Genomic DNA, 20,933 nt, shown 5'->3' on the forward strand with positions numbered 1-20,933 from the left:
GCCGAGGGAGAGCTACGCTCGCGTGCCGGCGCGCAAGACGGCGAACAGTCCGCGGGCGCGGCCGCCGCCCGGTGTCTGCCACGAACCGGCGACCTGGCCGATCGTCCCCTGCGGAGCAAGGGGCGAGCCGTCCGGGGCGGGCTGCAGGACACGCTGCAGGCGGAGGATCGTGCCCTGCGGCGTGGTCAGTCCGGTGCCGTCTTCGTCGTCGGCGGTGGTGAAGTCCGTGGAGAGGGAGCCTTCGCCGGTGTACGAGGCGGTGACCTCCGGGTCGGGGCGGTCGCTGACGTTCTGGTCCTGGGCCTGCACGCGCCCGTCGATGAAGGCCACCAACTGGGCGACCGCCACGGGGTCGTGGCAGGCGTCGTAGGCCCAGCGCGGACCCAGCACGCCGTGCTCCATGGTGCCGACGAGGGCGTGCTCGGCACCGTCGAGCGGGGCACCGCGATAGGTGAGCGGCACCAGGTAGGCGACCGGGTGGGCGCCTGCGGCATCGGTGACCACCATGAACTCGATCCCGACCTCGCCCTCAGGGTCGTCCAGCCGGAAGCCGCCGGCCTTCGCCAACTCCGGTTCACCCGTGCCACCTTGGTACCACGGACGGGACGGCAGCCAGGACGTGAGCAGTTCGAGCTTGGTCGGCTTGAGCACGGTCTGGTGGATGACGGCCATGTGATGGTTCCCTTCCGTTGAGCCGGTGCGAACCCTCACACCCTCGCATCCGCGCGGCGCCGACGGAGAGGCTGTACAGCCGGCAAGATCCGTGAAGGGGGCGGGCGGCCGGACGATCAGGAATGGAGAAGCGTCCCTCACCCACCTGCAACTAACGTGACCTGCATGGACCTCACCATTCACACCACCGTCCTTCCTCACGACGACCCCGACGCCTCCCTGGCCTTCTACCGGGACACCCTCGGCTTCGAGGTCCGCAGCGACGTCGGACAGGGCAAGATGCGCTGGATCACCGTCGGCCCGGCCGCCGATCCGGGCACCTCCATCCTCCTGGCGCCGCCGGCCGCCGACCCGGGCATCACCGAGGACGAGCGCCGCACCATCGCCGAGATGATGGCCAAGGGCACGTACGGCTGGATCCTGCTGGCCACTCGCGACCTCGACGGCACCTTCGAGAAGGTGCAGGCTCGCGACGCCGAGGTCGTCCAGGAGCCGACCGAGCAGCCCTACGGCATCCGCGACTGCGCCTTCCGCGATCCCGCGGGCAATCTGATCCGCATCCAGGAACTCCGCTGAGCCGTCCGGCCACGGACCCCGGCCCCGGCGGCGTACGCGGGGGCCGGTGGACACCGAGGAAAGGTTCCCTCATGTGCCATCCCGCATGGCGGCGCGCACGCGTGGCCGCGCAGCGCCTGGCCGACCTCGCCCGGCTGCGCCGCGTCCGCGACCGGATCGACCGGGAGTACGCCCAGCCGCTGAACGTCGAGGCGCTCGCCCGCGACGCCGACATGCCGCCCGCGCACCTCGGCCGGGAGTTCCGGCTCGCCTACGGCTTGTCCCCGTACGACTACCTGACGGCGCGTCGGATCGAGCGCGCCGCGGCCCTGCTGCGCCACGGCGGCCCCGGCGCCGGCGAAGTTGCTCTCGCGGACAACCGATCAGTTTCGAAGAAGCCATCGACCGGGGCCCACGCCTAGCCTGAAAGGGCCCCGATCACACCTCGCCAAGGGAGAACCCACCATGAACGACACCCAGACGCCCGCGAACAAGTACGACGGATTCACGGACGAGGAACGGGACGCGATGAAGGAGCGCGCCAAGGAGCTGAAGACGACGGCGCGCCGGGGCACACGTGCGGCCAAGGCGGACACGGAGAGCGAGGTGCTCGCGAAGATCGCCGAGATGCCGGAGGCGGACCGTGTCCTCGCCGAGCGCATCCACGCCATCGTCAAGGCCGACGCGCCGGCCCTCACGCCGAAGCTCTGGTACGGGATGCCCGCGTACGCCAAGAACGGCAAGGTCGTCTGCTTCTTCCAGAGCGCGCAGAAGTTCAAGTCGAGATACGCCACGCTCGGCTTCAACGACCAGGCCAACCTCGACGAGGGCACGATGTGGCCGACGGCCTTCGCCCTGAGGGAGCTCACCCCCGCCGACGAGGCACTCATCGGCGCGCTCATCAAGAAGGCGGTGAGCTGAAGGCCGTCACCCGGCCCCGGTGACCGGTACCGCGCTCACGGCCGGGGCCTGCGCGTCTTCCGGCGCGTCGGCCGGGGCGGGCTCCCCGCCCTCCTCCTCCGCTTCGGCGGCCGCTTCGCTCATGTTGCGAACGAGCGGGGACAGCAGCGTCCCCAGCACGGTGGCCGTGGCGATGGCGCCCAGGGTGATGCCCCAGGCGACCGGGCCCAGAGGGGTGCAGCCGAAGAACTGACTGACCCCCGGCGTCTGGATGATGCCCGCCAGCACCGCCGCCGAGCCCAGCCCTGCGATCAGGACATGGCGGTCCCAGCCGCCCGTGATGAGCGTCTGCGCCAGCTGCGTTCCGACGACCGCCGCGAGCGCGACGGTACTGGCCCGTGCCGCGCGCCCCGTCAGACGGGCCGCGCCCCAGGCCAGGCCCGCCCCGGTGGCGGTGGTCAGCCCGCGGAGCAGCATCTCGGCGGTGAGCGCCGTGCCCAGGGAGCGGTGGGGGCCTTCCATGAGGAGGCGCTCGGCGGTCTGGCCCGTCGGTTCTCGTACGGCGATCGCCAGGGACGGCGCGAGGTCCGTGAGGAGGTTGACCAGCATGATCTGGCGCGCGTTCAGGGGGGTGCTGCCGGTGAGCGCGGAGGCGAGGACGCTGAAGGTGACCTCGCCGAGGTTGCCGCCCAGGAGAATGGCGAGCGCCGCCCGGACGGAGGTCCACATGGCCCGGCCCTCCATCAGGGCCGAGACGATCGTCTCCAGGCGGTCGTCGCTGACCACCAGATCGGCGGCCGCGGTCGCCGCGGGAGTGCCCCGCCTGCCCAGGGCGATACCGACGTCGGCGAGCCGGATCGCCGGCGCGTCGTTGGCGCCGTCCCCGGTCATCGTCACGACGCGGCCGATGCGCTGGTATGCCTGGACGATACGGACCTTGTGGTGCGGGCTGCACCGGGCGATGACGTCGACCGTCGGCAGGAGCTCGTCGAGTTCGTCGTCGCCGAGCTCGTCCAGCTCGGCTCCCGTGCACACCTTCGGTTCCGTCACGTCGCTGATGGTGGCGGCGATGGCATCGGCGGTCGCGGGATGGTCGCCGGTGAGCATCACGGTCTGTACGCCCGCTTCCCGCAGGCGGGCGGTGGCGGGCGCCGCGCTGGTACGGACGGGGTCGGCGAGGGTGAGGAAGCCGAGGAACTCCAGGTCGCGCACGGCGTCGTCGGTGAGCTCCTCGCCCTTGTCCATGGTCCGTTCGGCCACGGCGAGCACCCGCCGCCCCGCGCCGGCCAGCTTCTCGGCCCGCGCGGTCAGTTCACCGAGCCCGTCCTTGTCGAGGGGGGCCTGCTTGCCGCCCTCCCGCCGCCGCGTACAGCGTTCGAGAACGTTCTCCGGGGCGCCTTTCACACTGAGCAGCACGCCGTGCGTGGTCTGTCCGGAGGTGGCGTGGTAGGCGCGGGACGGCTCGAACGGCAGGCTGTCCTGGCGCCGCCAGCGGGCCGCTCCCGTCCGCGCCGCGACCCGGGCGCGGCGCGCTCCCGCCGTCACCGCCCGGTCGGTCTGGTGCGCCATGGCCTCCGCCTGCCGGGCCGGGGGAGTGGCCCGAAGGGCCGCCGCGAGCACCTGCTTGCGCGGGCCGTCCAGTGCGTCGACGGGTTGCGCCTCCTGCGCGTCGCTGACCTCCGCGAGCTGGAGCCTGCCTTCGGTGAGCGTCCCGGTTTTGTCGAAGCAGAGGACGTCGGCGCGGCCCAGCGCCTCGATGGTGCGGGGGTTGCGTACGAGCGCACCGGCATCGGCCAGCCGGCGTGCGGCGGCCATCTGGGCGGCGTTGACCAGGAAGGGAAGCCCTTCGGGGACCGAGGCGACGGCGAGGTTGACCGCCGAGGCGAGATTGTCGGTCAGGGGCCGGCCGTGCAGCAGCCCGGAGACGGCGACCGCGGTGACCGAGCCGAGCGCGACCGGCAGGCTGGCCCGGGTGAGCGCGGTCAGCCGGGCTTCGACGCCGGTTTCGGGGGCCGCCTGCCGTGCGGTGGCCAGGCTGCGGCCTACCTCGGTGGCCGACCCGGTGGCCACCACGACCGCCACGGCACGGCCGGCGGAGACCGTGGTGCCCTCGTAGAGCATCGAGCGGCGGCCGGTGAGTTCGGCGGCGACCACCGGAGAAGGGTCCTTGCTCACCGAGAGCGACTCGCCGGTCAGGGACGACTCGTCGGCCTCCAGGCCTTCCGCCTCCAGCAGCCGGCAGTCGGCGGGCACCACGTCTTCGGGGCCCAGGACGACGACGTCGCCCGGGACCAGGTCGCCCGCCGCGACCAGGCGTTCGCGGCCGCCCCTGCGTACCCGCGCGCCGATCGCCGAGCGGGCGAAGAGCTCGGCGAGGGCCCGCTCCGTCCTGACCCGCTGGAAGCCGCCGACCAGCGCGGACGTGCCCGTGATGGCGGCGACGAGCGCGCCGTCCGTGCGGGAGCCGAGGGCCGTGGACAGTGCCGCGCCCGCGGCCAGGATCGGAGTGAGCGGGTTGGCCAGTTCGTCGATGAACGCCCACGGCAGCGTGAGCCGCGCCGGTTCGCCCGGTGCGGAGGCGCCCCTGGCACGGCCCGCGGCCTCGTCGGCGCTCAGCCCGTCCGGGCTGCTGCCGAGGCGCTCAAGCACCCGGTCGGCAGGCATGAGGTGCCAGGGAACGTTGCTCACCGGCGGAGCGAGCGGTCGGGCCAGAAGCTGCCGGGCACGCCAGGCGCCGAGACAGAAGGCGAAGCCTCCCGCCGTGTCGCCCACGCCCAGGGCCCGGGACGTCGCCAGCCGCGGCGGGGCCCGCAGCGCCGCCACCGCGCCGACTCCGCTGCCGCCGGCGGCGAGCATCGCGCTTTCGTGGTCGACCCGCGCGGCCACGCCCACGGCATCCACGATCAGCCCCGCCGATTCCAGGTCGGCGCCCACCAGAAGGTGCGCCCCCCACGGCGGGGGTTCGCCCTCGACCTGCACACCGACTCCGCAGTCGGCCGCGGCCAGCGCCCGCCGGTTCCCGGAGAGTACGAGCACGACCGCCCCGTCCGCCTGGAGCCCGCGCACCGAGGCGACGAGCCGTCCGCCGGCGGGGACCACGGCGTCCGCGAAGGAGAACCCGGGCCGGTCCCGGTCGGTCGCCAGGACCACGCGGGCGCCCGCCCGCCGCGCCGCGGCCACCACGGCGTCCGCGCCGTGGGCCTTCTGCGCGGAGAGCCCGGCCACGGCCTGGAGCCGGCGGCCCTTGGCAAGTCCGATCGCCCGCTCACTGCCCCGGCGCCGCAGCCGTCCCTCTGCCTGGCGGCCCGTACGGCCCGTCAGGTCGAGCTCGGCGAGCGGCCCCAGCGTCCAGCCCGTCTTGTCGCGGGTGGTCCGCAGGGGTTCGTCCGGGTCGAAGAGCGCGAAGAGCCGCTCGGCCGTCAGCTCCGGGTCGGCACCGCCGAGCACCTCCAGGTCCACGGGCTCGTACCGGTCGCTGCGCAGCGTGTCCTCGTCGAGGAGCACGGTGTCGACCTGGCCCAGCCGCCGGAGGGCGCCGCGGTCCATCGTCACCACTCCCCGCAGGGCCAGCGACCGGCCGAGGGTGGTGGCGAACCCCTCGCGCCCGGCGTCCGGCGCCTTGGGTACCGCCGCGAGGGCCAGGGCCATGGCGCGCCGGAGACCGACGAAGGGGACGGAGGCCGCGCCCGCGGCGGTACCGACCGCCGCGGCCTTCCGGGCGTAGCGGTCCGTGACGTCACGGGGTGTCGGGCCGGGCCGTTCGACCACAAGGGGTTCGGCCGCCGCATCCTCCGGGCCGCGTACGAGCCGGGGCTCGGCCTCCTCCCAGGCTTTGCGTTCGGCGGTGGCCTCACGCCACTGCGCCTGGCGCTTGACGATGTCGAAGACGATGCCGCCGCCGCGGGTCGCCACGCCCTTGGCCAGCGCGCTGATCACGGGCAGCAGCGACTCCGTCTGCTCGGGGGTGCTGAGCGCGGCGACCAGATGCCGCAGGTCGGGGTGGTACCGAAGCGCGTCGATGAACGCCGGTACCTCGGGCGGGAGCCTGAGCCAGGGCGTGAGAAGCCGGGCGGTGGAGATCCCGAGCCCGACGGCGTCCGCCGTGAGCGCGGACACCGTCTGGCGGGTTTTCGGGCCTTCGCAGGGGTGGTGCGGTTCAGGGCACCATTCGTCGAACTGGTCCGCCTCCTCCGGGCCGTGGGCTTCGGCGTGTTCGACGAGGGCGATCAGTTCCCGCTCGTCCGGTGGCGTGGCCGCGACGGCCACGACGACCCGTTCGGACGGGGCGTTCACGCGCGCCCACAGCACTCCCGGATGGCGTTCCAGCACGCGCTCCACCCGCCGGGCCACCTGCTCGCCTTCCGGGCCGTGCACTCCGTGGACCTCGACGTAGCAGCGTCCCGGGCGCCACCAGACGTCACGCCTCGGCAGCCCGGCGGCGACCGCCAGACCGCGTACTCCCGCCGTGACGCCCGATGTCAGCCATCCGATCGGGGAAGGCACCCACATGGCTCCAGTTTCATGCAAGGGTCCCGGATGGGCCATGCAAGAGGGGGCATAAGCGGGTTGTCCACTGTTTCGCATCGTCGGGATGTGAGATCCATGACGGCACCCAAGAACACAGGCAAGCGTGAGTCCGCGGGCAAGGTGAAGGCCGCGAAGGCCGCCGAGGGCAAGGGGCCCGAGCCGGGTCCGGAGTACGCCGACCAGAGCGGCGGCGGCGCCACGAAGGACCGCGAGGAGCGCACCATCACCGTCACCGTCCCCTCCTTCGACCGGGTGGCGAGCGGCGCGGTGAACGCGGCGATGCTGCCGGTCGCGCTGGCCCGCCAGGTCCTCCCCGCGAAGCGCGGCGTCCCGGTCTATGTGGGCCTGGGGGTTCTCGGCGCCGCCGACGTCCTCGAATGGCCTGTCGCCATCGGCTTCGGCGTCTGCTACGCCATGTTCCGCCGCCGGAACAAGGGCGCCACGCCGTCCGGCCCGGGCGAGGGCGCGCCTTCCGCCACGCGGCCCGCGGCCGCCTGAGCCCCCGCCTCACGCATGCGACCGGTCGCCCGGCTCCGGCGGAGCCGGGCCACGGGGAGGCACGTGGCGACGGAGGGGGAGAGGCTGGTGGTGCACGGCCCGCGCGCCTCGCGTGGCGTACCATTTGTCCGGTTCGGACTGGTCTGGCAGTACCGCCGATTCCGCCCACGCAGCACCCGGCGTTCGGCGCTCGTGCCGGACGGACGGGCAGGACGGAGCGCGTCATGAATTCCGCGACAGAGAGTCACTCCACGACCCAGAGCACGGCAGAGAGCCAGGGCGAATCACGGCGGCTGTACGTCGCCGACGCCCCCGATGCCCCACGCTCCGGCTCGCCCGGCCCCGACGGGACCGACATCCGAGCCCCCGGCGAGGCCCAGCCCCTGCCCAAGGACCACACTCAGGCGATCCTGGAGACGACCAAACGGGTGGCCGTGCTGCTGAAGGCGTCCGGCTACCCCTTCGCGCTCGCCGGCAGCGTCGCCGCCCACGCGCACGGCGTCCCGGCCGTCCTCCAGCACGACACGGACTTCTGCATCCGGCGCCAGGACGTCGACGGCGTGGTGCAGAGCCTGCGGGAGGGCGGCGTGGAGATCGTGCCCAGCCCGGAGGACTGGCTGGTCAAGGCCCGCGCCGGCGGCGAGGAGATCGACCTGATCTTCGAGCTGTCCCACCGGCCCGTCACCGACGACATGCTGCAGAAGGCACATGTGCTGGCCGTCGACTCCGTCCGCATGCCGGTCCTGGCCCCGCACGACATGCTGAGCAGCCGGCTCGCCGCCCTGTCCGAGCAGTACTGCGACTTCGGACGGCTGCTCACCATCGCGCGGGCCCTGCGGGAGCGCATCGACTGGGACGCCCTGCGCGCCGAGTACCAGCACGAGCCGCTGCCCGACGCGTTCCTCTACCTCCTCGAACGGCTCGGCGTCATCGAGCCCCGGGACGCCCAGAAGGAGGGCCCATGACCCCCGGCGGGACCGCAGAACACGGGTACCGCATCGCGCGCCTGCGTGAGCGGCTGGCCCGCGACGACATCGCCGAGCTGGGCATCCGGATCGAGGAGCGCGGCGGAGCCTTCCTCCTCTCCGGCACCGTCCCCACAGCCGCGCACCGGGACCACATCCTGCGCATCGCCCAGGAGGAGCTGGGCGACACCGTCGTCGTACGCTCCGACCTGATGGTCGCCTCCGCGTCCGCGCCCGACCGCCCCGAGGAGCTCCCATGATCCGGATCGCGGCCGTCGGCGACATCCATCTGGGTGAGGACTGCCGAGGCCTGCTCCGCCCGGCCTTCGACACCCTCCGTGACTCCGCGGACGTCCTCCTGCTCGCCGGCGACCTCACCCGCCACGGCACCGTCCCGGAGGCCGAGATCGTCGCCGCGGAGGTGGCCGGACTGCCGGTCCCGGTCGTGGCCGTCCTCGGAAACCACGACTACCACTCCGACCAGGAGGCGGAGGTGACGGCCGTACTGGCCGACGCCGGAGTCACCGTCCTGGAGGGGGACGGCACCACCCTGGACATCCGCGACACCAGGGTCGGCATCGCGGGGACCAAGGGCTTCTGCGGCGGCTACGAGGGCCGCAGCGCAGGCGAGTTCGGCGAGCCGCTGATGAAGGAGTTCGTCCGCTACACCCGCCGTTGCGCTTCGAGCCTGCGCGGCACGCTCGAAGAGCTCGCCGCGGACGGATGCGCCGTACGGATCGCGCTGACGCACTTCTCGCCGGTGCCGGACACCCTCGCCGGCGAGCCGCCGGAGATCTACCCCTTCCTCGGCAGCTATCTGCTCGCCGAGGCGGTGGACGAGGGCGGCGCGGATCTCGCCGTCCACGGCCACGCCCACCTGGGCGTCGAGCACGGTATGACGGCGGGCGGCGTCCGCGTACGCAATGTGGCACAGCCCGTGATCGACCGCGCGTTCGCCGTCTACCACCTCGAGGTGCCACTCGCCTCGCCCGAGCCCGTAGCCTCCCTGGCCCGTCATCAATAGACCCGCCATCAATAGATCGGGGCAAACCGGGCAGCCGCTGCGTATGACTGCCAACAACCCGGACCCCGTCCACAACCCCGACCCCGATCCCGGGGTGTCCTCCGGCCTGGAGCCAGGTGGCTCGGTCCCGCCGGGAGAGACGCCACCGGCCGAGTCGAGCACGTCCTCGGGCGCCGGCCCGTACGAGCCCCGGAACCGCGGCTGGGGCAAGGGCCCGCTGTTCGCGATCTCCGTGGTGGTGCTCCTGATCGCGGCGTTCTTCCTGGTCTACGCGCTCGTCCTGATTCTCTGAGCACGGACCGTACGGACGGAAGGCCGTGCGCGCACGGCCCGTCCGAGGGCCCCTACGGCTTCAGCAGGGTCTTGACCATCCCATCGGCCTTCGCCTGGAACGTCTCGTACGCCTGCGGCCCCTCCTCCAGCGGCAGCACATGCGTGGCGAAATTCTCCACGCCCAGGGGATCGCTCTCCGTGAGCAGGGGAAGGATGTCGTCCACCCAGCGCCGGACGTTGGCCTGCCCCATCCGCAGCTGGAGCTGCTTGTCGAACAGGGTCAGCATCGGAATGGGATCGGCCATCCCTCCATAGACCCCGGCGAGTGAGATCGTGCCGCCGCGCCGCACGACGTCGATCGCCGTGTACAGGGCGTTCAGCCGGTCGACGCCGAGGTGCTCCATGACCTTCTGCGCGAGAGCGCCGGGCAGCTTGGCCGTGGCCCACTGCGCCGCCTTGACCAGCGGCGCGCCGTGCGCCTCCATGCCGACGGCGTCGATGACGGCGTCCGTGCCGCGGCCGTCGGTGAGGTCACGGATCGTGTCGCCCAGACCGTGGTCGTGCTCCCGCAGGTCCAGGGCGGTCACGCCGCGCGAGGAAGCCCGGCGCAGCCGTTCCGGTACGAGGTCCACGCCGACGACCAGCGAGGCGCCGCGGTGCAGCGCGATACGGGCGGCCATGTCACCGATCGGCCCCAGGCCGAGGACCGTGAGCGAACCGCCCGGGGGAACGGCGGCGTACTCGACGGCCTGCCACGCGGTCGGAAGCACGTCGGACAGATAGACGAAACGCTCGTCGGGCGGCCCCTCGGGCACCTTGACCGGCAGCGTGTCACCGAACGGCACCCTCAGGAACTGCGCCTGCCCGCCCGGCACCTGCCCGTACAGCTTGGTGTACCCGAACAGCGCGGCGCCCGTTCCCCGCTCACGCACCTGGGTCGTCTCGCACTGCGAGTGCAGACCGTGCTCGCACATGAAGCACGTACCGCAGGAGACGTTGAAGGGCACCACGACCCGGTCGCCGGGCGACAGGCTCCGCACGTCGGAGCCGGTCTCCTCCACGATGCCCATCGGCTCGTGGCCGAGGATGTCACCGGGATCGAGGTACGGGCCCAGGACTTCGTACAGATGCAGGTCGGAACCGCAGATCCCGGTCGAGGTCACGCGGACGATCACATCGGTCCGGTCCTGGATCCGAGGGTCGGGGACCGTCTCGACCCGGACGTCCCTCCTGCCCTGCCAGGTCAGTGCACGCATCGCGTCCTCCCGGTCCGGATAGGTTCGACGGCCGGCCGCCGGCGGCCGGGCCGCCCCATCGGCGGGTACCCCCGGGCGGACGGAACATCCTGAATCCGCCCCGGCCATGTTTCCCCGGCCGCAGCCGGGTAGGCGCCGTACCGATCCAACCGGTGACAACGGACGGAGTCCCCGTCATGAAGGTTTCGGACCACATCCTCGAACGGCTCCGTGAGTGGGGCGTCGAGCACGTCTTCGGCTACCCGGGTGACGGCATCAACGGTCTGCTGGCCGCCTGGGGGCGTGCCGGCAACCGGCCGCGGTTCATCCAGTCGCGGCACGAGGAGATGAGCGCCTTCGAGGCGGTCGGCTACGCCAAGTTCTCGGGCCGTACGGGCGTCTGCGTGGCGACCTCCGGCCCCGGCGCCATCCATCTGCTCAACGGTCTGTACGACGCGAAGCTCGACCACGTTCCCGTGGTGGCGATCGTCGGGCAGACCGACCGCACCGCGCTGGGCGGCTCGTACCAGCAGGAGGTCGACCTGCCGGCCCTCTTCAAGGACGTGGCATCGGACTTCTGCGGCACGGTCACCGTCCCCCAGCAGCTGCCCAACGTCCTGGACCGGGCCATGCGCGTGGCCACCGCCCGCCGTACCGCGACCGCCGTGATCGTCCCGGGAGATGTCCAGGAGCTGGAGTACGAGGCGCCCGAGCACGCCTTCAAGATGGTCCCCTCCAGCCTGGGCTTGGGCCGTTCCGTGGTCGTGGCCGCCGACGAGGACATCGAGCGCAGCGCCGAGATCCTCAACGCCGGCGAACGCGTCGCCGTACTCGTCGGGCAGGGGGCACGGGACGCCCGTCCCGAAGTCGAACAGCTCGCCGAACTCCTCGGAGCCGGCGTCGCGAAGGCCCTGCTGGGCAAGGACGTCCTCCCCGACACCCTGCCGTACGTCACCGGTGCCATCGGCCTGCTCGGCACCCGGCCGTCGTACGAGCTGATGCGGGACTGCGACACCCTGCTGGTGATCGGCTCCAGCTTCCCGTACAGCCAGTTCCTGCCGGAGTTCGGCAAGGTACGGGCCGTCCAGGTCGAGCTGGAGCCGTCGATGGCGGGGCTTCGCTACCCCTTCGAGCTCAATCTCGTCGGGGATGCCAAGGCGACCCTCCAACGGCTGATCCCCTTGCTGCACCACAAGACCGACCGGTCCTGGCGCGAGAACGTCGAGCGGCAGACGGCCCGGTGGTGGGAGGTGATGGAGCGCCGAGCCGCCGTGTCCGCCGACCCGATCAACCCGGAATACGTGGTTCACGCCCTCGACGGACTCCTGCCCGACGACGTGATCCTCGCCGCCGACTCCGGCTCCGCCGCGAACTGGTACGCCCGGCACCTGCGTCTGCGGGGTGACATGCGCGGGTCCCTGTCGGGGACGCTGGCCACGATGGGCTCGGGCGTGCCCTATGTGATCGGCGCGAAGTTCGCCCGGCCGGACCGGCCGGCGGTCGCCCTCGTCGGCGACGGCGCGATGCAGATGAACGGCCTCGCCGAGCTGATCACGGTCGCCAAGTACTGGACGCAGTGGCGCGATCCGCGGCTCGTCGTGGCAGTCCTCAACAACCGGGACCTCAATCAGGTGACGTGGGAGATGCGCGCCCTGGAGGGAGCACCGCAGTTCGAGGAGTCCCAGCGGCTGCCCGACGTGCCGTACGCCGCGTTCGCCCGGGAACTGGGCCTGGACGGAGCACGGGTGGACGAACCCGACGGCGTGGAGTCCGCGTGGCGCCAGGCTCTGACGGGGGACCGGCCCTTCGTCATCGACTTCCGTACGGACCCGGCCGTGCCGCCCATCCCGCCGCACGCCACCCTCGACCAGATCGCCAACGTCGCCGGGGCCATGGTCCACGGCGACAGCGACCGGGCATCGGTCGTGCGCCAGGGCCTCAAGGCGAAGGTCCAGAACCTCCTGCCCGGCGGCAAGAGCAAAGGATGACGGCCACGCATACGGCTACGGCTACGGAGCGCCTTTGTCGTGGGACAGTACGTCGGCCACCACCCGCAGATCGGAGACCAGCCCGTCGTACACGGCGTCCCGGTCGTCGGCCCGCAGAACCGCCGAAGGGTGAATCGTCGCCACCAGCCCCCGCACACTCTCGGCGGCCTCGCCGCCGTCGCCCAGATCCGGCCACGGCAGGAGCGCGCCACGCTGCTCGGTGACCCGGAACGACGAACCGAGCAGCGCCTTTCCCGCCGTGGCCCCGAGCGCGACGACCACCTCCGGGGACACGAGCCGCAGTTCGGCGAGGAACCATGGCCGACACGCCGTCATCTCCCGCAGGTTCGGCGACTTGTGGATGCGGCGCTTGCCGCCTTCGGGGGTCGTGAACTTGAAGTGCTTCACCGCGTTCGTGACGTACGCCGCCTCCGGGTCGATGCCCACATCCCCCAGCGCTCGCGCCAGCACCCTGCCGGCCGGACCGACGAACGGCCTGCCCTGCCGGTCCTCCTGGTCGCCCGGCTGCTCCCCGAGGAGAAGAAGGCGGGCGGAGGTGTCGCCCTCGCCGAACACGGTCTGGGTCGCGTCCTCGTGCAGCGGGCATCCCCGGCACTGGGCCGCCGCCTTGCGGAGACCCGGCAGGCCCGCCCGGCCGCCGGGCAGGAAGGGCGTGGCGTCGTACGCCTGCTCCGGTTGCCCGTCATGGGTCGTTCCCATGCCTCGTCACCTCCGCTGTTCCCGCTGAGGCACGGCCGGCACCGGGCCGCCCAGCGCCTGATGCCACCCTGCGCCCGGGTGAGCGCGGCCGCAATCCGGCGTCCGGCCGCTCGCGCCACACGCGTGGATCGGCCGTGGACGAGCGAGGATGCGTAACGAAGAGAACGAACCGGTCCTTGTCGGGAGAAAGAAGGCCCTGTGAACCACCAAGCTGTGAGCATCTACCTCAACGACCATCTGGCGGGAGCCACGTCCGGGGTCGAACTGGCCCGGCGCATCGCGGGGGCGCACCGCTCCTCGGGGCGGGCGGGGGAGTTGCGGCGTCTGGCGGACGACATCGCCGAGGACCGGGAGAGTCTCCTGGAGTTGATGGACGCACTGGACGTCACTCCTCGCCGCTACAAGGTCTACGGCGGGTGGGTCGCGGAGAAGGTCGGCCGGCTCAAGCCCAACGGCCGCGTCTACCACCGGTCGGGCCTGAGCACGCTGATCGAGCTGGAGGCGCTGCGGATGGGGATCCAGGGCAAGCACCAGCTGTGGCAGGCGCTTCTGCCCGTCGTCATGGAGCACGACGGTTTTGACGAGGAGCGGCTGCAGACGCTGCTGGAGCGGGCCGCGGATCAGATGGCTTCCGTGGACGCCCTGCACGACACCGCCGCCGACTCCATCCTGCGCGGCGGCCGCGACTGAGCCCCGGCCGCGACTGGGTGAGCCCCGGCGGCGCGGATCAGCCCCTCACGGGCGGCGCCAGGAGTCGTCGTCGAGGTGCGAGCCCGCCATCGGGCCCATCCGCAGCATCCCGCCGTCGATCGACCAGGAGGCTCCCGTGACGTAGGAGGCCTCGGGTCCCGCCAGGAACGCGATGACGGCGGCGACTTCGCGGGCGTCCCCGGGGCGCCGCAGCGGAATGCCGCGGCGCGTCACCTTCGTCACGTCCTCGTCCTCCTGCCCGGTCATGGGGGTGGCGATCTCGCCCGGGGCGACGGCGTTGACCGTGATGCCGTGCTCGGCGAGTTCCAGGGCCATCACCTGCGTGAGGAGACCCAGGCCGCCCTTGGCGGCGCAGTATGGCGCCGCGCCGACGCGCGGCTGGTGCTCGTGCACGGACGTGACGTTGACGATCCTGCCCCCGCCGCCCTGCGCGATCATGCGCCGCGCCGCCCGCTGCCCGCACAGGAAGGGGCCGATCAGGTCGACGTCGATCACCTTCTGGACCTTCGCGTGGTCGAGCTCCAGATACGGGGTCGCCGTGCCGGTGCCGGCATTGTTGACCAGCACGTCCAGACGGCCCAGATCCTCGGCGAGCGCGTCGATCACATCGGCCGCCTCGGGCAGGTGTGTGAGGTCCATCTGGGCGACGGAGGCCCGCCGGCCATGGCGGCGTACTTCCGCCGCGGTGGCCTCGGCGCCCTCCCGGTCGGTGTGGTATGTGATGCCGACGTCCATGCCGTCGGCGGCGAGGCGGACGGCCGTGGCCCGCCCGATGCCGGAGTCACTGCCGGTGATGACGGCGACGGGGGTCTGCGCACCCGGGGAGGTGGACATCTCGCTCCTTCACTGGTTGGGAGGGCATGGCCGGGCGGTCAGGGCCAGGAGGGCTCCTTGCGGGGGACGACGACCAGTTCGGAGACCGCGCTGCCGGCCGGTACCGACAGGGCGTACAGCACGGTGTCGGCCACGATGTCCGGGCTCTGCAGCATCGACACGTCGGCGTCCGGGAAGCGCTCCATGATGAACGGCGTCTCCATGCCGCCCGCGATGACACCGGTGACCCCGATGCCGGGGCAGTCCCGCTGCGCCTCCTTGAACAGCGTGTGGGTGAAGGCGCGCAGGCCCGTCTTGCCCGCCGCGTACGGTCCCGCCTCGGTCCAGGTGCGGTTGGCCGCGGTGGAGAGGATGTTCACGATGTGACCGCCGCCACGGGCCACCATGCGGCGGTAGTTCTCCAGGCACAGGTACATCGGGCCGAGCAGATTCGTGGTGACCACCCGGGTCACTTCGTCGGCCGTCAGGTGCTCGATCGGCTTGGACACGTCCACGGCGGCGTTGTTGACCAGCACGTCCACCGCATGGCCCTCCGCGTCCAGGTCGCGGAAGACGTCGGCGACCATCCGGGGGTCCCGGACGTCCATCTCGACGAAGCGGGCGTCGCGCCCGGCGCCGGTCAGGTCGTCGCACAGTTCCCGGGCCATGTCCTTGCGTACGTCCGCCACCAGCACCGACGCCCCGGCCGAGGCCAGCCTGCGGCAGATGGACGCCCCCAGTCCGCGTGCCCCACCGGTCACCAGGGCCCGCCTGCCGTGGAGGTCGACCCGTACTCCGCTGTCCATGCTCTCCGCCTTCCGTCGCCTGCGGTCTCGCGCCGGTCGTGTGCAAGGAGTGACCGCTTCGTCTCCCACTGTGGAGCCTGCGGGGGGATCCGGCACGCGGGGGTGGACCGGCGGCCGGACCCCCGGCGCACGCGCGAGCGTGGCCCGCGTCACGTCGACGCGGCCCGAACCGTACGGAGGAGTCCAAGCAGCGGTTCCTGTGAGCAAGCACACCAGAAGTCCAAGTCGTCCTGTCTCCATGGAATTTCGTGCCACCGAGGGCACCGCTTCCCACGCTCCGCCTTTCCAATCGGGCGTTCTCTGCCAAACTGGTCACCGCTGTGCCAGGAGGCCCGAAGGAGCGCCCGACGAGCGGTACAGCACGCAAGAGTTCCGGCGGAGCGGCAGCGTCACGCATTTTCACGCCCGCTCCTCGCCACATCCGCCAGCCCGGGGCTGCTTTTCGCACCCGGGCTCGTCACTGAGTACTCGACTGTGCCCTCTCACTCCACGGCCTCGGCCGCGCCGCGTCCTGCCTCCGCACGGGACGACCGTTCGCCCTGGCGTTCCCTCAAGTACCGCAGCATGCGCTGGTGGTCCGTCGCCAACTTCGTGTCCAACGCGGGCACGTGGATGCAGCTCACGGTCCAGAACCTGCTCGTCCTGCAGATCACCGGATCCGCCGCCGCCACCGGCCTGTCGCTGTCCGTCCAGGCGGCGCCCGGGCTGCTCATGGGCGTCGTCGGCGGCGCCGTCGTCGACCGGTGGCCCCGGAAGCTGACCGCCGCCGTCAGCCAGGCCCTGCTGGGCGCCGTCGCCTTCGTGACGGCCGTACTCGTCGTGACGGACCAGCTCAACCTCGGCGTCCTGATGGCCCTGGCGGCGATCACCGGTCTGATCGCCACCGTCGACGGCCCCGCGTGCGCGCTGCTCGGCAACGACCTGGTCCGCACCGAGGACGTTCCCTCCGCCATCGGCGTCGGATCGCTCGTGCACAACGCCGGCCGGCTCGCCGGAGCCGCGATGGCCGGTATCACGGTCGGCTTCCTCGGTACGGCCGCCGCGTACGCGGCCAACGGGCTGTCGTTCCTGTTCGTCGCCCTGGTGATCCCCTTCCTGCGTCCCGTACCGCAGGCCGCGCGCCGCGCCGAGGCCCGCCCCGAGGCCGCGGACGTGCCGGCGACCGCCCGGAGCGAGGACGACCGGACGGTGCGCCAGGGGCTCATGTTCTTCTTCCGCCGGCCACGGCTGGTCGCGCTCGCCGGCATCACCGGCATCAGCGCCGTCTTCGGCCGGAACTACGGGCTCACCCTGGCGGTCCTCGTCACCGGTCCGCTCGCGGGCGGAGCGGGCGCCTTCGGCACCGTCTCCACCGTGCTCGCCGTCGGCGGCATCCTCGGCGCGGTTCTCGGCGCCCGGCTGCGCAAGCCCTCGGTCCGGCTCGTCGGCACCCTCGCCGCGGCCGGAGCCCTCCTCCAGGCGGTGGCGGGCCTGTCGCCCTCCCTCGCCGTCCTGCTCGTCCTCGTCCTGCCGATGGCCGTGGTCGAGTCGGTGTCGGACACGGCCGGCACGACCGTCCTCCAGACCGATCCGCCCGCGCACATGCGCGGACGCGTGCTCGGCGTCTGGAACACCATCAAGACCTCATGGGGCCTCGCCGGCCCGCCGCTGCTCGGTCTCCTGATGGAACTGGCCGGAGCGCGGGGCGCGCTCGTCACGGGCGGTCTGCTCATCGCCGGTGCCATCGGGGCCGGCTATGTGCTCCGTACGCGCCGCGGCACGACCACGGTCGTCCTGCGGACCGACGAGCCCGTCGCGGTCGGAAAACCGGCCCTGACGACCGCCGCCTGACCGGGACTGTTCGCCTGGCCGGCCGGGGTCCGGGAGCGCGGCCACCGCGTCGAGGACATCGTCGACGGTGATCCGCAGGAGCCGCTCGTCCGGGACCTGGCCATGAGCGTCTCCGGGGCGGGGCGAGCGGTCGGGCCCGGGATGCCACAGCACACGGTGGCGGGGGTGCGCTGGAGGGCCCCACAGGCTGGGTGAGACGGGCCCGAAGAGCACCACGGACGGGGTGCCCAAGGCCGTCGCCAGATGCGCGAGGCCGGTGTCGCCCACGATCACGCAGCGGGCGTGCGCGACGAGCGCGGCCAGCTGCTCGAACGGCATGTCGCCCTGCCCGTCCTGCCCGCCGAGTACGGCCTCCGGCGGCAGTCCCGCGTGCTCCGCCACGCTCCGGGCCAGCGCCTCCTCGCCCGCACCCGCGGTCACCACGACCCGGTGGCCCGCCGCCTCGAGCGCTCTCGCCAGCGCCGCGAACCTGTCGCCGGGCCAGCGGCGGGCGGCGGCGTCGGCGCCCGGGTGCACGACGGTCGCGCCGGGGGCGGGAGAGGGCGCCGCCGGAGGTTCGATCAGCAGGTCGTCCGCGAGCGCCGGCACGCCGTAGTAGCGCAGCAGCCTGCACCAGCGGTCCCGCTCGTGCTCGTCCGCACGCCACACGGGACCTCGGATCCCGGGAGTGCCCGCGTGCCCGTACGCGAAGAGCCGACCGGGCCGCAGCCGCTCCAGCAGCAGATGGCTGGACGGTCCGCTGCCGTGCAGATCCACGGCGATGTCCGGCGCCCCGCCTTCCCACGCCAGCGAAGCGGGGACCGAGCGCCCGGGTGCGGAGGCGGGCAGGAGCCGGTCGACCAGCCCGATCGCGGCGACCGCTCCCGCCAGCCGCTCAGGGGCGGCCAGGACGACGTCATGCCCGCCCAGATGCCGCCGCAGCCCCCGCAGCGCGGGCACGGCCGTCAGCAGATCTCCCAGCCCCAGCGCCCGCAACACGAGCACCCGCGGCCGCCGCCCGCCGTCGTCCGCGCCCGACCGGCCGGTACGGGATGCCGGTGCGCCCCTCGCCGCGCCGGCCGCGCGCGTACGGGCGGTTCGGGCGCCGCCGCCTTTCGCGCCGTCCGCGCCCTCTGGCCACGCTCGGGCGTCGCCTCCCGCCGCGGCGGCCGCGCCGGTACGGGATGTCTGGCCGCCGCCTCTCGCGGCGGACGCGCGCGTACGGGAGTTCCATACGCCGTCCGCAGGGCCGCCGCCGGCCATGTCAGCCGGCCGGCGGGCGGGCCGCCTGGGCCGCGCGGCGGGCCAGGAGGGTGGTGGAGCGGCCGTCGAGGTAGGGCAGCAGGACTGCCTGGCCGCCCCAGGTGCGCAGGACGGCCGCCTCCGGCAGGTCCTCGACCGAGTAGTCGCCGCCCTTGACCCAGACGTCCGGCCGTAGCCGCTTCAGCAGTTCCACGGGGGTCTCCTCCTCGAAGACCGCCACCGCGTCCACGCTGCCGAGGGCGGCGAGGACGCGCACGCGGTCGGCCAGGTCGTTCAGGGGGCGCCCCGGGCCCTTGCGGCGGGTGATCGACTCGTCGGAGTTGACGCAGACGACGAGGCAGTCGCCGATGCGGCGGGCGCTTTCGAGGAGCCCCACATGCCCCGCGTGGAGCAGGTCGAAGCAGCCGCCCGTGGCGACCACCGTGCCGCCGCGGGCCCTGACCTTCTCGGCGAGGGCGAACGGGTCGGTTCCCGAAGGCCGGGGGGAGCGCGGCGGGGGCGGGCTCTCCCACAGGGCCGGGTTGCCGGCGCCGCCCGCGGTAACGTAGGCGGCGGCTTCGGCGACCGCCCGCTGCACGGCTTCCTCCGGCAGCGCGCCGTCCGCGAGCGCGGCGGTGGCCGTCGCGGCGAAGCAGTCGCCCGCCCCGCACGGATCACCCTCCGCGCGGTAGGGGGCCGGGACGAGCATCGGTGTCACATCTCCCGCGCCGGCCAGCAGTACGCCCCGCTCGCCGAGCGTGATGGCGACCGTGGCCGCCTGCCAGCGCGCGGCGAGTTCCGCGCCCCGCTGGGCGTACGCCCTGAGCGAGGTGCCGTCGCCCGGGCTCAGGGCGCAGACCTCCGCGGCGTTCGGGGTGACCAGTCTCGTCCCGGGCACGGGCGTGTCGCCCCGCGGATGCGGGTCCCACACCAGCGGCGTCCGGCGGGCGACGGCCGAGAGGTGGTCCCGTACGGCCCGGACCGTGTGCCGGCCGTAGTCGGCGACGAGGACGGCGTGGGCCCGCGCCAGCGCGTCGGGCACGGCCTCGCCGGCCTCGCCGGGCGTACCACCGCCGCGGTCGATCCGCACGAGCGGCCGCCCGCTCGCCATCACCCGGGTCTTCACCGGCAGGGTTCCGGCGAGCGGTATCTCCACGAGCCGGACCCTGCCGTGCAGCGCGCGCCGTACGTCCTCGCTGGCCGGGTCGTCGCCGAGCGCCGTGACCAGCGTGACCTCGCGTCCGTCGCTCGCGGCCAGGGCGGCGGCGAGGCCCGCGCCACCAGGATGGCGACGGTCGCCGGTGACGTCGACGACAGGAGCCGGCGCGTCCGGGGCGAGCCGGGTGGCCACGCCCTCGATGTCCTGGTCGAGCAGGACGTCACCGACCACGACGACCGGCTTGCCCGCGCTCACGACACGCTCCGGTGGGCGGCGACGGCCCGCGCCGGGGCGGCTGCCGCCGCTGTCGGGGCCGGGGAGTGGCTGATCACGGTGTCGAAGCTCTCGCAGAGCAGGTGGACGGCGACCAGATGGGCCTCCTGCACGGTCGCCGTCGTGTCGGCGTCGATGCACAGGGCGTCGTCCGCGGCCTCCGCCAGCGGGTTCGGACCCGGTCCGGTCATCGCCCAGACCCGCAGCCCGGCGGCCCGGCCGGCCACCGCGGCGGTGATCAGATTGGCGCTGCGCCCGGACGTCGACATGAGGACCAGGACGTCCCCGGGGCGTCCGTGGGCGGCCACTTGGCGGGCGTACACGTGCTCGAAGCCGTAGTCGTTGCCGATGGCGGTCACGCTGGACGTCTCCGCGTGCAGCGATATGGCGGAGAAGGCCGGGCGTTCCCTGCGGTACCGGCCCACGAGCTCGGCGGTCAGGTGCTGCGCCTGCGCGGCGCTTCCTCCGTTGCCCGCGGCCAGGAGGCGGCCGCCGCTCGGCAGGACGTCGGCGAGGTGGACGGCCCAGTCGGCGATCCGGCCCAGGCCGTCCCGGCGGAAGCGGCCGAGTGCGTCCTGCAGTGACTGGCAGTGCCGGTGGGCGCCGTCGAGTGCGTGGGATTCGCTCATCGTGATCGGGGTGGCCTCGGCCTCCGCGGGGGAGTCGGCCGGCCCCGCACCTCCTTCGGGACATCGGTGCTCTCGGTGTGCCGGCCCGGCCTGCCGGGGGTGCTCCCCGACGGCCCGGCGGCTCGGACCGGCGC

19 protein-coding genes and 1 pseudogene are annotated in these 20,933 nt (G+C 73.2%); 11 read left to right on the plus strand and 9 right to left on the minus strand.

The window, feature by feature from the left end; all coding sequences use genetic code 11:
- Positions 1-12: 12 nt before the first annotated feature.
- Positions 13-672 carry a maltokinase N-terminal cap-like domain-containing protein gene (locus tag IEZ01_RS22105; RefSeq protein WP_019891548.1) on the minus strand — a complete coding sequence of 220 codons (660 nt, stop codon included), beginning with the start codon at positions 670-672 and terminating at the stop codon, positions 13-15.
- Between the two features lie 165 nt (positions 673-837).
- Here IEZ01_RS22105 and IEZ01_RS22110 point away from each other — a divergent pair, with 165 nt between their 5' ends.
- From IEZ01_RS22110 to IEZ01_RS22120, 3 genes are all read left to right on the plus strand, one after another.
- Entirely contained in the window at positions 838-1,248 is a 411-nt protein-coding gene (locus tag IEZ01_RS22110; RefSeq protein ID WP_028798290.1) for a VOC family protein, read from the plus strand.
- Between the two features lie 71 nt (positions 1,249-1,319).
- Positions 1,320-1,649: a helix-turn-helix domain-containing protein gene (locus tag IEZ01_RS22115; RefSeq protein ID WP_189203337.1), complete on the plus strand. Its 330-nt coding sequence runs from the start codon at positions 1,320-1,322 to the stop codon at positions 1,647-1,649.
- Between the two features lie 43 nt (positions 1,650-1,692).
- A complete protein-coding gene (locus IEZ01_RS22120) occupies positions 1,693-2,148 on the plus strand; it encodes an iron chaperone (RefSeq protein WP_019891551.1) in 456 nt (151 codons plus the stop codon).
- 6 nt (positions 2,149-2,154) lie between these two features.
- On the opposite strand, the gene IEZ01_RS22125 is transcribed toward IEZ01_RS22120, so the two are convergent.
- On the minus strand, positions 2,155-6,636 hold the full coding sequence (locus tag IEZ01_RS22125) for a cation-translocating P-type ATPase (RefSeq protein ID WP_189203339.1): 4,482 nt from the start codon (positions 6,634-6,636) through the stop codon (positions 2,155-2,157).
- Between the two features lie 93 nt (positions 6,637-6,729).
- On the opposite strand from IEZ01_RS22125, the gene IEZ01_RS22130 reads away from it, so the two are divergent.
- From IEZ01_RS22130 to IEZ01_RS22150, 5 genes are all read left to right on the plus strand, one after another.
- Positions 6,730-7,152, plus strand: coding sequence for a hypothetical protein (locus IEZ01_RS22130; RefSeq protein ID WP_019891554.1), 423 nt, complete (start codon positions 6,730-6,732; stop codon positions 7,150-7,152).
- Positions 7,153-7,376: 224 nt separating this feature from the next.
- Positions 7,377-8,117, plus strand: a complete 741-nt coding sequence (locus tag IEZ01_RS22135; RefSeq protein ID WP_189203341.1) for a nucleotidyltransferase family protein — start codon at positions 7,377-7,379, stop codon at positions 8,115-8,117.
- Positions 8,114-8,377 (plus strand): BON domain-containing protein, encoded by a 264-nt coding sequence (locus IEZ01_RS22140; RefSeq protein WP_019891556.1) that lies wholly within the window; start codon positions 8,114-8,116, stop codon positions 8,375-8,377. Before IEZ01_RS22135 ends, IEZ01_RS22140 begins: the two co-directional genes overlap by 4 nt.
- Positions 8,374-9,141, plus strand: coding sequence for a metallophosphoesterase family protein (locus tag IEZ01_RS22145; protein ID WP_019891557.1), 768 nt, complete (start codon positions 8,374-8,376; stop codon positions 9,139-9,141). Before IEZ01_RS22140 ends, IEZ01_RS22145 begins: the two co-directional genes overlap by 4 nt.
- Positions 9,142-9,184: 43 nt before the next feature.
- Positions 9,185-9,433: a DUF6480 family protein gene (locus IEZ01_RS22150; protein WP_019891558.1), complete on the plus strand. Its 249-nt coding sequence runs from the start codon at positions 9,185-9,187 to the stop codon at positions 9,431-9,433.
- Positions 9,434-9,485: 52 nt separating this feature from the next.
- On the opposite strand, the gene IEZ01_RS22155 is transcribed toward IEZ01_RS22150, so the two are convergent.
- On the minus strand, positions 9,486-10,670 hold the full coding sequence (locus IEZ01_RS22155; protein ID WP_019891560.1) for a zinc-dependent alcohol dehydrogenase: 1,185 nt from the start codon (positions 10,668-10,670) through the stop codon (positions 9,486-9,488).
- 176 nt (positions 10,671-10,846) lie between these two features.
- Between IEZ01_RS22155 and IEZ01_RS22160 the strand changes: the two genes are divergently transcribed.
- Positions 10,847-12,637: a thiamine pyrophosphate-requiring protein gene (locus IEZ01_RS22160; RefSeq protein WP_019891561.1), complete on the plus strand. Its 1,791-nt coding sequence runs from the start codon at positions 10,847-10,849 to the stop codon at positions 12,635-12,637.
- Between the two features lie 21 nt (positions 12,638-12,658).
- Here the strand turns inward: IEZ01_RS22160 and IEZ01_RS22165 are convergent, their stop codons facing one another.
- Complete coding sequence (locus tag IEZ01_RS22165; protein WP_019891562.1) at positions 12,659-13,357, minus strand: UdgX family uracil-DNA binding protein; 699 nt, start codon at positions 13,355-13,357, stop codon at positions 12,659-12,661.
- 198 nt (positions 13,358-13,555) lie between these two features.
- On the opposite strand from IEZ01_RS22165, the gene IEZ01_RS22170 reads away from it, so the two are divergent.
- Positions 13,556-14,047 carry a hypothetical protein gene (locus IEZ01_RS22170; protein ID WP_028798291.1) on the plus strand — a complete coding sequence of 164 codons (492 nt, stop codon included), beginning with the start codon at positions 13,556-13,558 and terminating at the stop codon, positions 14,045-14,047.
- A 45-nt stretch (positions 14,048-14,092) separates the two neighbouring features.
- On the opposite strand, the gene IEZ01_RS22175 is transcribed toward IEZ01_RS22170, so the two are convergent.
- Together IEZ01_RS22175 and IEZ01_RS22180 are read right to left on the minus strand one after the other, a co-directional pair.
- The gene (locus tag IEZ01_RS22175; RefSeq protein WP_189203343.1) at positions 14,093-14,902 is read right to left on the minus strand and encodes an SDR family oxidoreductase; all 810 of its coding nucleotides are present in this window, start codon (positions 14,900-14,902) and stop codon (positions 14,093-14,095) included.
- 38 nt (positions 14,903-14,940) lie between these two features.
- Positions 14,941-15,687 carry an SDR family oxidoreductase gene (locus tag IEZ01_RS22180; protein WP_019891565.1) on the minus strand — a complete coding sequence of 249 codons (747 nt, stop codon included), beginning with the start codon at positions 15,685-15,687 and terminating at the stop codon, positions 14,941-14,943.
- Positions 15,688-16,251: 564 nt separating this feature from the next.
- Here IEZ01_RS22180 and IEZ01_RS22185 point away from each other — a divergent pair.
- Entirely contained in the window at positions 16,252-17,517 is a 1,266-nt protein-coding gene (locus IEZ01_RS22185; RefSeq protein ID WP_229833140.1) for an MFS transporter, read from the plus strand.
- Between the two features lie 204 nt (positions 17,518-17,721).
- Here the strand turns inward: IEZ01_RS22185 and IEZ01_RS22190 are convergent.
- The 3 genes and pseudogenes from IEZ01_RS22190 to IEZ01_RS22200 form a co-directional block, all read right to left on the minus strand.
- A pseudogene (locus tag IEZ01_RS22190) lies at positions 17,722-18,759 on the minus strand (glycosyltransferase family 9 protein); the annotation flags it as partial.
- 1 nt (position 18,760) lies between these two features.
- Positions 18,761-20,152 (minus strand): D-glycero-beta-D-manno-heptose 1-phosphate adenylyltransferase, encoded by a 1,392-nt coding sequence (gene rfaE2 / locus IEZ01_RS22195; protein ID WP_189203347.1) that lies wholly within the window; start codon positions 20,150-20,152, stop codon positions 18,761-18,763.
- The gene (locus IEZ01_RS22200; protein WP_189203349.1) at positions 20,149-20,799 is read right to left on the minus strand and encodes a D-sedoheptulose-7-phosphate isomerase; all 651 of its coding nucleotides are present in this window, start codon (positions 20,797-20,799) and stop codon (positions 20,149-20,151) included. The genes rfaE2 and IEZ01_RS22200 overlap by 4 nt, the downstream gene beginning before the upstream one ends.
- Positions 20,800-20,933: the final 134 nt, after the last annotated feature.

This window comes from Streptomyces purpureus, assembly GCF_014648195.1.
Taxonomy (GTDB): Bacteria; Actinomycetota; Actinomycetes; order Streptomycetales; family Streptomycetaceae; genus Streptomyces; species Streptomyces purpureus.

Excerpts from the sequence above, each read along its gene's own strand:
- IEZ01_RS22105 (WP_019891548.1), bottom strand. The coding sequence starts at position 672 with ATGGCCGTCATCCACCAGACCGTGCTCAAGCCGACCAAGCTCGAACTG.
- IEZ01_RS22110 (WP_028798290.1), top strand. The coding sequence starts at position 838 with ATGGACCTCACCATTCACACCACCGTCCTTCCTCACGACGACCCCGAC.
- IEZ01_RS22115 (WP_189203337.1), top strand. The coding sequence starts at position 1,320 with ATGTGCCATCCCGCATGGCGGCGCGCACGCGTGGCCGCGCAGCGCCTG.
- IEZ01_RS22120 (WP_019891551.1), top strand. The coding sequence starts at position 1,693 with ATGAACGACACCCAGACGCCCGCGAACAAGTACGACGGATTCACGGAC.
- IEZ01_RS22125 (WP_189203339.1), bottom strand. The coding sequence starts at position 6,636 with ATGTGGGTGCCTTCCCCGATCGGATGGCTGACATCGGGCGTCACGGCG.
- IEZ01_RS22130 (WP_019891554.1), top strand. The coding sequence starts at position 6,730 with ATGACGGCACCCAAGAACACAGGCAAGCGTGAGTCCGCGGGCAAGGTG.
- IEZ01_RS22135 (WP_189203341.1), top strand. The coding sequence starts at position 7,377 with ATGAATTCCGCGACAGAGAGTCACTCCACGACCCAGAGCACGGCAGAG.
- IEZ01_RS22140 (WP_019891556.1), top strand. The coding sequence starts at position 8,114 with ATGACCCCCGGCGGGACCGCAGAACACGGGTACCGCATCGCGCGCCTG.
- IEZ01_RS22145 (WP_019891557.1), top strand. The coding sequence starts at position 8,374 with ATGATCCGGATCGCGGCCGTCGGCGACATCCATCTGGGTGAGGACTGC.
- IEZ01_RS22150 (WP_019891558.1), top strand. The coding sequence starts at position 9,185 with ATGACTGCCAACAACCCGGACCCCGTCCACAACCCCGACCCCGATCCC.
- IEZ01_RS22155 (WP_019891560.1), bottom strand. The coding sequence starts at position 10,670 with ATGCGTGCACTGACCTGGCAGGGCAGGAGGGACGTCCGGGTCGAGACG.
- IEZ01_RS22160 (WP_019891561.1), top strand. The coding sequence starts at position 10,847 with ATGAAGGTTTCGGACCACATCCTCGAACGGCTCCGTGAGTGGGGCGTC.
- IEZ01_RS22165 (WP_019891562.1), bottom strand. The coding sequence starts at position 13,357 with ATGGGAACGACCCATGACGGGCAACCGGAGCAGGCGTACGACGCCACG.
- IEZ01_RS22175 (WP_189203343.1), bottom strand. The coding sequence starts at position 14,902 with ATGTCCACCTCCCCGGGTGCGCAGACCCCCGTCGCCGTCATCACCGGC.
- IEZ01_RS22180 (WP_019891565.1), bottom strand. The coding sequence starts at position 15,687 with ATGGACAGCGGAGTACGGGTCGACCTCCACGGCAGGCGGGCCCTGGTG.
- IEZ01_RS22185 (WP_229833140.1), top strand. The coding sequence starts at position 16,252 with ATGCGCTGGTGGTCCGTCGCCAACTTCGTGTCCAACGCGGGCACGTGG.
- IEZ01_RS22200 (WP_189203349.1), bottom strand. The coding sequence starts at position 20,799 with ATGAGCGAATCCCACGCACTCGACGGCGCCCACCGGCACTGCCAGTCA.